8 protein-coding genes are annotated in these 13,502 nt (G+C 67.7%); all 8 read left to right on the top strand.

From position 1 onward, the window contains the following. Window positions 1–59: 59 nt before the first annotated feature. The 8 genes from ACT6QK_RS08000 (at window position 60) to ligD (ending at window position 13,414) form a co-directional block, all read left to right on the top strand. Window positions 60–911 (top strand): fumarylacetoacetate hydrolase family protein, encoded by an 852-nt coding sequence (locus ACT6QK_RS08000; protein ID WP_444597298.1) that lies wholly within the window; start codon window positions 60–62, stop codon window positions 909–911. Continuing rightward, on the top strand, window positions 908–1,663 hold the full coding sequence (locus ACT6QK_RS07995) for an SDR family NAD(P)-dependent oxidoreductase (RefSeq protein WP_444597297.1): 756 nt from the start codon (window positions 908–910) through the stop codon (window positions 1,661–1,663). Before ACT6QK_RS08000 ends, ACT6QK_RS07995 begins: the two co-directional genes overlap by 4 nt. Window positions 1,664–1,673: 10 nt before the next feature. Then, entirely contained in the window at window positions 1,674–2,576 is a 903-nt protein-coding gene (locus ACT6QK_RS07990) for an amidohydrolase family protein (protein WP_444597296.1), read from the top strand. 58 nt (window positions 2,577–2,634) lie between these two features. Next, a complete protein-coding gene (locus ACT6QK_RS07985; protein WP_444597295.1) occupies window positions 2,635–3,897 on the top strand; it encodes an MFS transporter in 1,263 nt (420 codons plus the stop codon). After that, window positions 3,897–6,233, top strand: a complete 2,337-nt coding sequence (locus tag ACT6QK_RS07980; protein WP_444597294.1) for a hypothetical protein — start codon at window positions 3,897–3,899, stop codon at window positions 6,231–6,233. Before ACT6QK_RS07985 ends, ACT6QK_RS07980 begins: the two co-directional genes overlap by 1 nt. 26 nt (window positions 6,234–6,259) lie before the next feature. Continuing rightward, window positions 6,260–7,735 (top strand): oligogalacturonate lyase family protein, encoded by a 1,476-nt coding sequence (locus ACT6QK_RS07975; RefSeq protein WP_444597293.1) that lies wholly within the window; start codon window positions 6,260–6,262, stop codon window positions 7,733–7,735. Between the two features lie 185 nt (window positions 7,736–7,920). Next, entirely contained in the window at window positions 7,921–10,674 is a 2,754-nt protein-coding gene (locus ACT6QK_RS07970) for a TonB-dependent receptor (protein WP_444597292.1), read from the top strand. A 145-nt stretch (window positions 10,675–10,819) separates the two neighbouring features. After that, on the top strand, window positions 10,820–13,414 hold the full coding sequence (gene ligD / locus ACT6QK_RS07965) for a DNA ligase D (RefSeq protein WP_444597291.1): 2,595 nt from the start codon (window positions 10,820–10,822) through the stop codon (window positions 13,412–13,414). Window positions 13,415–13,502: the final 88 nt, after the last annotated feature.

Raw genomic sequence — 13,502 nt, 5'->3', positions numbered from 1 at the left:
AGACATCGCCCTGCACCGCCCCTACGCGCGCTGACCCATCCTCCTGACGAGACCGACTGATGAAACTGCTCCGCTACGGCCCCAAGGGTCAGGAAAAGCCCGGATTGCTGGACGCCGAGGGCCGCATTCGCGACCTGTCCGGCGTGATCGCCGACATCACGCCCGACCTGCTGTCGGCCGAAGGGCTGGCGAAACTTGCCGCGATTGACACCGGTTCCCTGCCCGTCATCGAGGGCGAGCCCCGCTATGGCGTGCCGGTCAACGGCAGCCGGAAGTTCATCGCCATCGGCCTGAACTTCGCCGACCACGCGGCCGAGTCGAACCTGCCCATTCCGGCCGAACCCGTGGTCTTCACCAAGGCCATCACCTGCCTGAACGGTCCGAACGACGACGTGGTCATCCCGCGCGGCTCCGAGAAGACCGACTGGGAAGTCGAACTCGGCGTCGTCATCGGCAAGACCGCCTCCTACGTCACCAAGGAAGAGGCGCTCGACCACGTCGCCGGCTATGTCCTGATCAACGACGTGTCCGAGCGGGCCTTCCAGATCGAGCGCGGCCCGACCTGGGACAAGGGCAAGGGGTGCGACACCTTCGGTCCCGTCGGTCCCTGGCTGGTCACCAAGGACGAGGTCGGCGACGTCCAGAAGCTGGCTATGTGGCTCGACGTCAACGGCAAGCGCGTCCAGACCGGCAACACCGACACGATGATCTTCACGGTGGCCGAGATCGTCTCCTACCTGTCGGAGTTCATGACCCTGGAGCCCGGCGATCTGATCACGACGGGAACCCCGCCCGGCGTCGGCATGGGGCAGAAGCCGGAGCCCTGGTATCTGAAGGCGGGCGACACTGTGCGCCTCGGCATCGAGAAGCTGGGCGAGCAGGGTCAGACCTTCGTCGCGTGGTCGCGATGAGCGCCGCCGTATATTCGGGCAGATTCGCCGGCCGCACGGCCGTCGTCACCGGCGGCGCTTCGGGTCTGGGCAAATGCGCGGCCGAGCGCATCATTCAGGAGGGGGGTCGGGTCTCGTTGTGGGATCTCAACGCCGAGGCCCTGGCCGCCGCCGCCGCCGAGATCGGGGCGACGCATTTCGTGGCGCTGGACGTCTCGGATGCCGACGCCGTCTCCGCCGCCGCCGCCGAAGCCAACGCCGCTCTCGGCCAGATCGACATCCTGATCGCCTCGGCCGGCATCACCGGCGCCACGGTTCCGGTGCACGAGTTCCCGATCGACAGCTGGCAGCGGGTCATCGACATCAATCTGAACGGGGTCTTCTACTGCTGCCGCGCGGTCGTCCCCTTCATGCTGGCCAACGGCTATGGCCGGATCGTCAATGTGGCCTCGGTCGCGGGCAAGGAGGGCAATCCGAACGCCTCGGCATATTCGGCGTCCAAGGCCGGGGTGATCGGCTTCACCAAGTCGCTAGGCAAGGAACTGGCCGGTCAGGGCGTCATCGCCAACAGCCTGACCCCCGCCACCTTCGAGAGCCCGATCCTGGAACAGCTGCCGCCCAGCCAGGTCGACTACATGCGCTCCAAGATCCCCATGGGTCGCCTCGGCGAGGTCGAGGAGAGCGCCGCCATGGTCTGCTTCATGGCCTCCGAGGAATGCAGCTTCACCACCGCCTCGACGTTCGACACGTCGGGCGGCCGCACGACCTACTGAGGGCGGGCGGGTGGCGTCGGAGCTTCGCATCGTCGATCCCCACGTCCACCTGTGGGACCTGTCTCGCGCGCGCTATGGCTGGCTGCAGGACGAGCCCCTGCCGAACAATCCGGCGGGGGACATGTTTCCGATCGCCCACCGCAACTATCTGTTGCCCGACTATTTGGCGGACACGGGCGACTGGCGGGTCGACAAGATCGTCCACGTCGAATGCGGCATGCCGATCGGCCAACAGCTGGCCGAGACCGACTGGCTGCAATCCATGGCCGACGCCTATGACTATCCGCACGGGATCGTCGCGGGGGCCGACCTGCTGGACCCGGATCTGGACGCCCTGCTGGAGGCCCAGGCCGCCCGGCCGAACGTGCGGGGCGTGCGCCAGATCGTCTGCTGGCATCCGGACCGGCTGAAGACCTACACCGCCCGCGACCTCTTGCTGGATCCGGCCTGGGAGGCGGGGCTGGCGAAGCTGGCGCGACACCGCCTGTCGTTCGATCTCCAGCTCTATCCGCTGCAGATGCAGACGGCGGCGGTCATCGCCCGGCGCCATCCGGACGTACCGCTGGTCGTCAATCACGCGGGCCTGCCGACCGACCGCGACGAGGCCGGCATGACCCTGTGGCGCGAGGGGCTGCGCGAGCTCGCTCGCCTGCCCCAGGTCTCGATCAAGATCTCGGGCCTCGGCATCACCGACCGCGCCTGGACGATGGAGTCGATCCGGCCCGTCGTGTTCGAATGCATCGACGCCTTCGGGACCGAACGGGCCATGTTCGCCTCCGACTTCCCGGTCGAAAAGGTCCATGGGTCCTTCGACGCCTTCTTCTCCGCCTTCGACGCGATCACGGCCGACTTCTCGGCCGATGAGCGCGACCGCCTGTTCGCCCGCAACGCCGAGGCGATCTACCGCATCTGACTTTCATCGCTGACGCCGCATCAAGACGGCGCGGCCCCAAGGAAACCCCGAGGACGCCATGAGCATCGAAACCGACGCCGCCCACACCCCCGGAGGGTTGGACAAGCCGGCCGGCAACCTGCGCGGGCCGCTGGCCTTCGCCATCGCCTGCTTCCTGATCTGGGGGCTGGCTTACGGCCTGCTCGACGTCCTCAACAAGCATTTCCAGGAAACGCTGAGCATCAGCCAGGCCGACAGCGCCTGGCTGCAGATCGCCTATTTCGGGGCCTATCTGCTGCTCTCGATCCCGGCGGGCATGCTGCTGCATGCACGGGGCTACAAGTTCGGCATCGTCACCGGGCTGGCCGTCACGGCCTTCGGCGCCCTGCTGTTCATCCCGGCGGCGGGGGCGAACGCCTTCCTGCCCTTCGTCGGCTCGATGTTCGTGCTGGCGGCGGGGCTTTGCATCCTCGAGACCTCTGCCGACACCTACGTGAACGTGCTGGGCGATCCGGCCAAGGCGTCGCAGAGGCTGAACCTGGCCCAGTCGTTCAATGCGCTCGGCGTCTTCTTCGGCCCCCTGATCGGCGGCGCCGTCTTCTTCAGCCCGACCACCACCGAAGCGCTGGGCGGCGCGACCCGTTCGATCCAGATCGTCTATGGCCTGATCGCCGTGGCCGTCGTCGTCTTCGCCCTCGCCGTCTGGCGCGCCCGCCTGCCCGAAACGGGTCTGGCCGATCATGGCGAAACCGTCCCCGGCTCGGCCGCCGCCAAGCCCCTGCCGCAACAACCCCACTTCGTCGCCGGGGTCGTGACACAGGCCCTCTATATCGGCGCCCAGGTCGGAATCGGGGCCTATTTCATCAATCTGGTGACCCACAACTGGCAGGGGCTGACCTCGCAGCAGGGCGCCTTCATGCTGTCGCTGGCGGCCATCGGCTATCTGGTCGGACGGTTCGCCGCGACGGCCCTTTTGCTCAGGGTCAGGCCGCGCGTCCTGCTGACGACCTATGGCCTGATCAACGTGACCCTGACCCTGATCGTCGCGGCCGGGATAGACAAGGTCTCGCCCATCGCCCTGATCGCCGTCTTCTTCTTCATGTCGACCATGTTCGCGACCATCTTCGCCCTGGGCACCACGGGTCTCGGCGCCAGCACCAAGAGGGCCTCTTCCCTGATGGTCATGGCCATCGGCGGCGGCGTCCTCCTGCCCTGGCCCATGGGCAAGATCGCCGACCTCTACGGCGCCAACATCGCCTTCCTGCTGCCCGCCGCCTGTTTCGTAGTGGTCGCCTGGTACGGCTGGAAGGGGGCCGGTCTCGGCCGTCAGGAGGCCGCGTGATGCGTCTGAAAGCCGCCCTTCTCGCCTTCACCCTGCTGGCCGGATCGGCCGCGGCGGTCCAGGCCGAGCCCCTGCCCGCCACAACGGCGGCGCCCGTCGCTTCGCAGGCTGTCCGGGCCGCGCCCATCGACCGTCACGCCCTGGTCAGCCGGCACAATGTGGTCCTGACCGCCATCGACCGGCACGCGCCGGTGATGCTGGGCAATGGCGACCTCGGCTTCACCGCCGACATCACGGGCCTGCAGACCTTCCCCGAGCAGTATTCCGAACTGGCGCCCCTGCTGACCATGGCTCAGTGGGCCTGGCACAGCTTCCCCAACCCGGAGGGCTATACCGAACAGAACGGGCTGATCGACGTCGAGGTGCCGGGGCGCGGGCCACAGCCCTATGCCTGGATGAAGTCCTGGGCCGACGCGGAGACCAACCCGGCCTACACCTGGTTGCGGGCCAATCCGCATCGGTTCTCGCTGGGCCGGATCGGCCTGGCCGACGCCGAGGGCAAGCCGCTGGACTTCGCCAAGGTCTCCGCTCCGACCCAGACGCTGGATCTCTGGACCGGAACCCTGACCAGCCGCTTCACCTATGACGGCCAGCCGGTGGAAGTGGTGACAAGCGTCCACCCCGATCTCGACGCCGTGGCGGTCGATGTGCGCTCGCTTCTGGTCGCCGAAGGTCGGTTGACGGCCATGGTCCGCTATCCGGGCGTCAATCCGGCGATCAATCCCGACCCGTCCGACTGGACCAACCGGGGCGAGACGGTCCTGCCGGTTCTGACGCCGGGGGTGGTAACCCTGAAGCGGACGATCGACGAGACGGTCTATTTCTCGCGCATCGCCACGACCTATCGCGTCGGCGCCAAGCCAGACGACGCCTTCATGGTGAGCCGACTGCCCGAGGACGCCAACGCCCGGCGCCGGCGCGCCTCTGGTCCGGCCGACCATTTGCAGTTCACCGTCGACTTCTCGCAGGAGCTGAAGACTGAGCGGCTGCCGACCACGGCGCAGACGACCCAGGCCACCACCGCCCGCTGGAACGACTTCTGGACCAAGGGCGGCGCCGTCGATTTCTCGGGATCCACCGACCCGCGCGCGGCCGAACTGGAGCGCCGGGTGGTCCTGTCGCAATACCTGTCGGCGGTGAACGGCGCGGGCGAACTGCCGCCTCAGGAAGAAGGGCTGTTCTCCAACTCCTGGTACGGCAAGTTCCATCTGGAAATGCACCCCTGGCATTCGGGCTGGCAGGCCATGTGGGGCCACGCCGACAGGCTGGAGCGCAGCCTGCCCTGGTATCTGGGCAATCTGGACAACGCCCGGGCCGAGGCCGCGCGTCATGGGGTTCAGGGCGCCTGGTGGCCCAAGATGACGGGACCGGAGGGTCGCAACAGCCCCAGCCTCGTCTCCCCCTTCATCATGTGGCAGCAGCCTCACCCTATCCTGCTGGCCGAACTGGTCTGGCGGGCGGACAAGGATCCGGCCGTTCTGGGTCGCTATGACGAACTGGTCGAGGCGACGGCGGACCTGCTGGCCTCCTGGCCGATCGAGCGCGACGGGCGGCTGAACCTCGGGTCGCCCATGATCCCGGCCCAGGAGAACTACGACCCCCTGACCACCACCAATCCGACCTTCGAGCTGGAGTATTTCCGCTGGGCCCTGACCACGGCCCAGCAATGGCGCGAACGTCAGGGCAAGGCCCGCAAGCCGGAGTGGGACGCGGCGCTCAACCGCCTGGCCCCGCCGCCGATGAAGGACGGTCTCTATCTGCCGGTCGAGAGCGTGCCGGACTTCTGGGAGACGGCGGCGTCGGACGCCTGTCGCAAGCACGCGGCGGCGCCCCAGTGCAAGAACCGCGATCACCCCTCCTTCCTGATGGCCTATGGCTTCATCCCGGGCGAGCGGATCGACCCCGCCGCCATGCGCCGCACCTTTGAGGCGGTAGAGGCCAACTGGGACGTGCGCCAGACCTGGGGCTGGGACTTCCCGATGATGGCCATGACCGCCGCCCGCCTTGGCGAGCCGGAAAAGGCCGTCGACTGGCTGTTCGCCGATCTGAAGAACAACCAGTGGGGCGTCACCGGCATGACGCCGCGCGTGCATCTGGACGAGCACGCCGACGAGCTGGTGCCCGTCTCGGCCGGCGCCGGCGGCGTGGCCATGGCGGTCAATCCCGACGGGCCCGGCTACCGTCGCGCCGCCGAGACCTATTTCCCGTCCAACGGATCCCTGCTGATTGCCGTCGGCCTGATGGCGGCGGGCTGGGACGGCTCGACGGGCCCGGCGCCCGGCTTTCCGAAGGACGGCTGGACCGTCCGGGTCGAAGGCCTGACCCCCGCCCCCTGATCCGCCAGCTCGAAGAGGAACGCCCGATGACGTTCAAGCCGACGACCTCACGCCGCTCCGCCCTGAAGGCCCTGCTGGCCGCGCCCGCCGCCGTGGGCGCCGCCTCCGCCGCCTCGAACGCCTCAGCGCGCCAGTATCTCTCGACCAACGCCCCCCTGCCCCCGCCGGGCCAGGTCCCGGCCTGGCCCGCGCCCAACACCGCCCCGCCCTCGACACAGGAGACGGCGCCGCCCCCGCGTCCGCACTGGGAGGGGCCGGTCCCGACCGAATGGACGGACGCCAGGACCGGACATCGCATCCGCCGCGTCACGCCCGAGGGCGGCGGCAAACCCTATTTCTACAAGAACATGTTCCTGCCCGGGCGCGACGGACGTGCCGACCGGATGGTCATCTCGACGCCTGCGGGCATCACCCTGGTGGATCTGACGACCTGGGAGCATTCGGTGCTGGTGCCGGATCGAAACGCCGACCTGATGTTCACCGGCCGACTGGGCCGCAACGTCTACTATTCGGTGACCGACACCGGCGACGCCCAGCTGATGGATCGGTCCAAGACCCTGTTTTCCATCGACGCCGATACGCGTGCGGTGCGGCGGATCGCCCGGATCCCGAACGGCAACATCAACTCGGTCAACGCCGACGAGACGCTGCTGCTGGGCTTCGTCGCCTATGACTCCCAGCCATTGCAGCCGACGGTGCGCGATCCGCGCAACCGCCGCTTCGACCAGGCCGAGTACGAGGCGAACGGGCCCGACGGAAAGCCGCTGAACTTCGCCCGCGCCAAGGGGGTGCGGATGCTGCAGCGTTGGGCCGCCCGCTATCCGATGGAGATCTTCGTCATCGACATCGCCACGGGCGAGCGCCGCGTGATCCACAAGACCAACGAATGGATCGGCCACACCCAGTTTTCGCCGACCGATCCGCAGCGGCTGATCTTCTGCCATGAGGGCCCCTGGCACCGCGTGGACCGCATGTGGACCATGAAGGCGGACGGGACCGACCTGCGCAAGACGCACCAGCGGACGATGAACTTCGAAATCTTCGGCCACGAGTGGTTCAGCCCGGACGGCAAACAGGTCCATTTCGACCTGCAGACCCCGCGCGGTCAGGTCTTCTGGGTGGCCTCGGTCGATCTGGAGACGGGTCGGCGCGTCCAGCGCCGGGTCGAGCAGAACGACTGGTCGGTGCATTTCAACTGTTCGCCGGACGGGAAGATGTTCGCCGGCGACGGCGGCGACGGCGACATGGTGGCCCATGCGCCGGACGGGAAATGGATCGTCCTGCTGCGGCCCGAGCCCATCGTCGACGGCGACCCGTCCAGCGACAAGGACGACCAGATCTTCGTCGAATACCTGCGCTCGGAGCGGCTGGTGGATCTGTCCAACCACGACTATCGGCTGGAACCCAACCTGACCTTCACCCCGGATGGGAAGTGGATCGTCTTCGTGTCCAACATGCACGGACCGAACCACGTCTATGCGGTCGAGGTGGCGCGGGCCTGACCCGCCCCCCGAGGCGAGTCCCCTGCAAAAGCCCGTCGCATCAACGCTTTGAGGCGTAGACAGCCAGCCTGTTGCAAAATGCGAGAGTCTGTTGCAATAAGTGGCACGGCGCATTTGAGCACTATGCGCGACGCTATACCAAAAAATGACACCGGTGCACCTGCTCCGGATAAAGGGGACGAGACATGCGGACAACCACCACCCGGACTCTGTGCGCCATGGGCGTGTCGCTCGCGGCGATGGCCTGGAGCGTTTCCGCCTCGGCCCAGACCGCCCCCGCCCCGGCCCAGCCCGACGAGGCTACCGAGGTCGAGGAGATCGTGGTCACCGGCTTCCGCTCGTCCCTGCAACAGGCGCTGAACATCAAGCGCAACGAGGCCGGGGCCGTGGACGCCATCCTGGCTGAGGACATCGCCGACTTCCCCGACCAGAACCTGGCCGAGGCCATCCAGCGCCTGCCGGGCGTGACCATCGACCGGGTCAACGGTCAGGGCACGACCATCTCCGTGCGCGGCCTGGGTTCGGACTTCACACGCACCCGCATCAACGGCCTCGAGGCCCAGGCGGCCACCGGCGGCAACCGCAACCGCTCGTTCGACTTCTCGATGTTCGCGTCGGAGCTGTTCAACTCCATCCGGGTGCGCAAGACCCAGTCGGCCGAGATCGAGGAAGGTTCGCTGGGCGCCACGGTGGACCTGCAGACGGGCCGTCCGCTGGACTTCCGCACGCCCGGCATCTCGGCGGCCCTGTCGGCCCAAGCCTCGTATAACGACCTGTCGGAGAAGACGATTCCGCGCCTCGCAGGCCTGCTGAGCTGGTCAAACGAGGACGAGACCTTCGGCGCCCTGCTGTCGGTCGCCTACTCCGAGCGCGCGCCGGTTCTGGGCAGCTTCAACACGACCCGCTGGCAGGCGGGCAATCCCAACCCGACGCGGCCCGCCAACGCCTCGGCCATCTTCCCTTACGGCGTCGGCCAGAACTTCGGCGGCTGCATCCCCTGCACCACGACGGCCCAGCGCGACGAGGTCCTGTCGGCCTTCTATCCGCGCATTCCGCGCTACACCCTGGGCCAGACCTTCGAGGATCGGCTGGGCATGACCGGCGCCCTGCAATGGCGTCCCAGCGAGCGGACCGAGGTCACGCTGGACCTGCTCTATTCGCGCTTCAACTCCGAGACCGAGAGCCCGAACCTGGAGGCCTGGTCGTTCAGCCGCGCGGCCGTGAACCAGGTCGTCGTGCGTGAATACGAGATCGACAGGTCGCGCAACGCCTTCTCCTACGGCGTGTTCGACAATGTGATCGTGGCCGCCGAAAATGGCTTCACGCGCAACGAGAGCACCTTCTACCAGGCGTCGATCAACGCCCGTCACGACTTCACCGATCGCCTGCACGGTAATCTGAAGGTCGGGCTGAACCGGTCCGAGGCCCGCACGCCGCTGAACGTCGCCTATCGCTTCGAGACGACGCCGAGCACCAGATGGACCTATGATGCGCGCGAGAACAATCGCCAGCCGATGATCAGCTACGGCTTCGACACCACCTCGGGCGCGCCCTTCCGCTTGACCAATGCGACCCGCAGCAACGGCGGCGGCAACTTCGAGAACAACGTCCTGGCCGGGTCTCTGACCTATGACTGGACCCCGTCGATCAGCTTCAAGGGCGGCGGCGAATACCGCACCTATGACTTCGAGACCTTCGGTCTGGCCCGCACCAAGACCGCGCCGACCGGCACGGAGGCCGCGCTCGGCGTCGACAAGTGGGGCCGGGTCGTCAGCATCGACGGCTATGTCGATGCGCCCTCCGGCTCGACCCTGAGCTTCATCGTTCCGGACATCCGCAAACTGGCCGAGAGCCTGAGCTTCTACAACGACCCGCTGGTGGCCAACCGCAGCGAGCGGGAGGTCTATGAGACCGACAAGGGCGTCTTCCTGCAGTCCGACTTCAACACCACCGTGGCGGGCATGACCCTGCGGGGCAACGTGGGCATCCGTTACGCCCAGACCGAGGTCACGGCCAAGGGCTGGCAGACGGTCACCACGGGCACGCCGGCGGTCACCACCTACAACTACGTCACCACGGAGAACGACTACGACGACGTCCTGCCGTCGTTCAACCTGGCCCTGGAGCCGCGTGACGACCTGGTCCTGCGTCTCGGCGCCGCCAAGGTCATGTCGCGGCCGACCCTGGGCGATCTGACGCCCGGCGGCGGCGTCTCGCCCACGACGCGCACCGTCTCCTACGGCAACCCGCTGCTGGACCCGTTCCGCGCCACCAACTACGACGCCTCGGCCGAGTGGTACTTCCAGAACGAGGGCCTGCTGGCGGTCGCCGTCTTCTACAAGGAGATCGACAGCTTCATCACCTCGGTGACCGAGGGCCTGCCCTACGACCAGCTCGGCCTGCCGCTCGAACTGCTGCAGGGCGCGGCCAGCCCGACCGACATCTTCCAGGTCACCCGCCGCATCAACGGCGACGGCGGCTGGCTGAAGGGGGTCGAGATCCAGTACCAGCAGCCCTTCACCTTCCTGCCCGGCTTCTGGTCGAACTTCGGCTTCATCGGCAACGTCACCTTCGTGGATTCCGAGGTCGGCTACGGCACGGCCGGCAAGAACCGCCTGACCGGCCAGTCCAAGAACACCGCCAACGCCACCCTCTATTACGAGAAGGGCGGGTTCCAGGCGCGGGTCTCGGCCGCGCACCGCAGCCAGTACCTGTTGTCCTTCCCCGGGGCGAACGGCAACTCGGAAGAGGGCGTCAACGACACGACCAACATCGACGCCTCGATGTCCTGGGAGTTCTCGCCGAACATGACGGTCTCGCTGGAGGGCATCAACCTGACCGACGAATACGTGGACCGCTACGTCGATGTGCTGGATCGCGTGTCGGACTATCGGCACACGGGCCGCGAGGTCGCCATCGGATTGCGCTGGAAATACTGATCTTCCCTCCCTGATCTTCCACCGCAGACTCAAGGCCCGGAGCGTTCGCCGCTCCGGGCCCTTTTTCTGTGTACCGGGCGATTTGGGGGCGATTGATCGCAACGTCTGCTGGCGCGTTTCACCCTCCTCAGGATCCGGGGATGAGATGCGCGGCGAACTCGACACCTATCAGGCCAAGCGTCGCTTCGACGACACGCCCGAGCCGCGCGGCGTCCGCAAGAAGCGCAAGGCCGCGGCGCCCCTCGCCTTTCTGATCCAGCGGCACGCGGCGACGCGGCTTCACTACGACTTCCGCATCGAGATCGACGGGGTGCTGAAGTCCTGGGCGGTGACCAAGGCGCCGTCGCGCGATCCGGCGATCAAACGGCTGGCGGTCGAGGTGGAGGATCATCCGCTCGACTACGGGTCGTTCGAGGGGACGATCCCGGCGGGCAACTACGGGGCCGGCACGGTCCAGTTGTGGGACGTCGGGACCTGGGCGCCCCAACACCCTGAGACCCTGTCGGAAGACTTCGCCAGGGGGTCGATCAAGATGAGGCTGGACGGGGAGCGCCTGAAGGGCGGCTGGGCTCTGGTGCGGCTGAAGTCGGATCGGGGCAAGCCGTCCAAGCGCAACAACTGGTTGCTCATCAAGGAGAAGGACGACCACGCGGTGCCCGGCGAGGGCGACGCCCTGGCCGAGATCGACGCCTCGATCACCACGGGTCGGTCGCTAGCGGAGATCGCCGCCGGAACGAAACAGTGGACCGCGTCGAAGCCGACCGGACGCAAGGCGCCGTCCCGGCCGAAACCGACCAAGGCCCAGACCTCCACGGCGACGCGACCACACGCCTTCGTGCCCATCCAGCTGTGCAAGATCGCCGACCATCCTCCGGGCGCGCCGGGCTGGGCGCACGAGATCAAGTTCGACGGCTATCGCCTCCAGATCGCCGTCGGCGGCGGACGGGCGACCCTGCGCACGCGAAAGGGGCTGGACTGGACTGAGCGCTTCCCCGAGCTGGCCGCCGACGCCGCCGGCTGGCCAGACGCGGTGCTGGACGGCGAGCTGTGCGCGCTGGACGACGACCACATGCCGGACTTCTCCGCCCTGCAGGCGGCGATCTCGGAGGAGAAGACAGGCGGGCTGGTCTATTTCGCCTTCGACCTGCTGTTCGAGGGCAGCGAGGACCTGCGCAAACTGCCGCTGTCTCACCGCAAGGCGCGGCTGCAGGCCTATATCGACCGGGTGGGAAAGGCGGCGTCCAAGCGGCTGCGCTTCGTCGAGCATTTCGCCTCGACCGGACAGGCCGTGCTGGAAAGCGCCTGCCGGATGGACCTCGAGGGGGTCATTTCCAAGAAACTCGACGCGCCCTATCACGCCGGGCGATCGTCGACCTGGGTCAAATCCAAATGTCGGGGTCGGGACGAGGTGGTGATCGGCGGCTGGTCTTCCGAGGGCGGGAAGCGGTTCCGGTCCCTTTTGGTCGGCGTGCGCGAAGGCGACGGCCTGCGCTATCTCGGCCGGGTCGGCACGGGGTACGGCGCGGCGGTGACGAAGACGCTTCTGCCGGCTCTGAAGGCGGCGGCGGCCACGCGGAGCCCCTTCACCGGGGCGGGCGCGCCCAAGGGGACGAGCGACATTCACTGGGTCAGGCCGGTGCTGGTCGCCGAGGTCGAACACGGCGGCTACACCGAGAGCGGGTCGCTGCGACAGGCGGCGTTCAAGGGGCTGCGCGAGGACAAGACCGCCGCAGAGGTGACCCAGGCGCCCCAGGCGCCGACCGAGATGGCCGAGCCCGTCGCCAAGGCGCCGAAGGCGACGACCACCGTCAGATCTCCGACGACGGGCAAGGCCGGCAAGGTCGTCGTCGCCGGAGTGACGATCTCCAGTCCCGACAAGGTGCTATGGCCCGGTTGCGACGGCCGTCCGGCGATCACCAAGGCCGATCTGGCCCGCTACTATGGGGCGGCGGCGGAGCGCATCCTGCCCCACGTCGGCGACCGGCCGACCTCGATCATCCGCGCGCCGGACGGCGTGGGTGGCGAGACCTTCTTCCAGCGCCACGCCATGACCGGGTCCAGCCCGCGGCTGAAGCTGATCGATGTGAAACAGCGCACCCCCTATATCGCCGCCGTGGACGTCGGCGGACTGGTCGCCATCGGCCAGTCGGGCGGGCTGGAGCTGCATCCCTGGGGCTGCGCGCCGGGCGAGCCCGAAATCCCGGACCAGGTCACCTTCGACCTCGATCCGGACGAGGGGCTGGATTTCGCCGATGTGATCGCCGCCGCGAAGGGGGTGAAGGCCAAGCTGGAGGGCCTGGGCCTGACCCCCTTCGTCAAGACCACCGGCGGCAAGGGTTTGCACGTCGTCGTGCCCATCAAGACCGACGCCCGCAGCCGGATCACCTGGGACCAGTGCAAGGCCTTCGCCAAGGCCGTCGCCGAGAGTCTGCGCACGGATGCGCCGGACCGGTTCACCACCACCCTGGCCAAGAAGGCGAGAGGCGGGAAGATCTTCATCGACTATCTGCGCAACGGGCGGATGGCGACAGCGGTGGCGCCCTGGTCGCCCCGCGCGCGGCCGGGCGGCGGCATCGCCTTCCCCCTGTCCTGGGGTCAGGTGAAGGCCGGGCTCGACCCCGCGGCGTTCAATCTGTGGACCTATTCAGCGCTGTTGAAGAAGGCCGATCCCTGGGCGGACTTCCGCAAGTCGGCGACCAGCCTGAAGCCCGCGCTGAAGGCGATGGGCGTGTCTACATAGTCCGCTTATCCCGGCGAAAGCCGGTACACAGTCCTTGCGCGTGGCGATGCGCTGGATTGCCGTCTGCGTCGAACCTCGCACGGTCATC

The sequence above is a fragment of the Brevundimonas sp. genome (genome assembly GCF_052436175.1).
In the GTDB taxonomy this organism is placed as follows: Bacteria; Pseudomonadota; Alphaproteobacteria; order Caulobacterales; family Caulobacteraceae; genus Brevundimonas.
The sequence above is the reverse complement of the archived record's forward strand: the minus strand, read 5'-3'. Positions and strand labels throughout refer to the sequence as shown.

Coding starts and splice junctions, on each gene's coding strand:
- ACT6QK_RS08000 (WP_444597298.1), top strand. CDS start 60: ATGAAACTGCTCCGCTACGGCCCCAAGGGTCAGGAAAAGCCCGGATTG.
- ACT6QK_RS07970 (WP_444597292.1), top strand. CDS start 7,921: ATGCGGACAACCACCACCCGGACTCTGTGCGCCATGGGCGTGTCGCTC.
- ACT6QK_RS07975 (WP_444597293.1), top strand. CDS start 6,260: ATGACGTTCAAGCCGACGACCTCACGCCGCTCCGCCCTGAAGGCCCTG.
- ACT6QK_RS07995 (WP_444597297.1), top strand. CDS start 908: ATGAGCGCCGCCGTATATTCGGGCAGATTCGCCGGCCGCACGGCCGTC.
- ligD (WP_444597291.1), top strand. CDS start 10,820: ATGCGCGGCGAACTCGACACCTATCAGGCCAAGCGTCGCTTCGACGAC.
- ACT6QK_RS07980 (WP_444597294.1), top strand. CDS start 3,897: ATGCGTCTGAAAGCCGCCCTTCTCGCCTTCACCCTGCTGGCCGGATCG.
- ACT6QK_RS07985 (WP_444597295.1), top strand. CDS start 2,635: ATGAGCATCGAAACCGACGCCGCCCACACCCCCGGAGGGTTGGACAAG.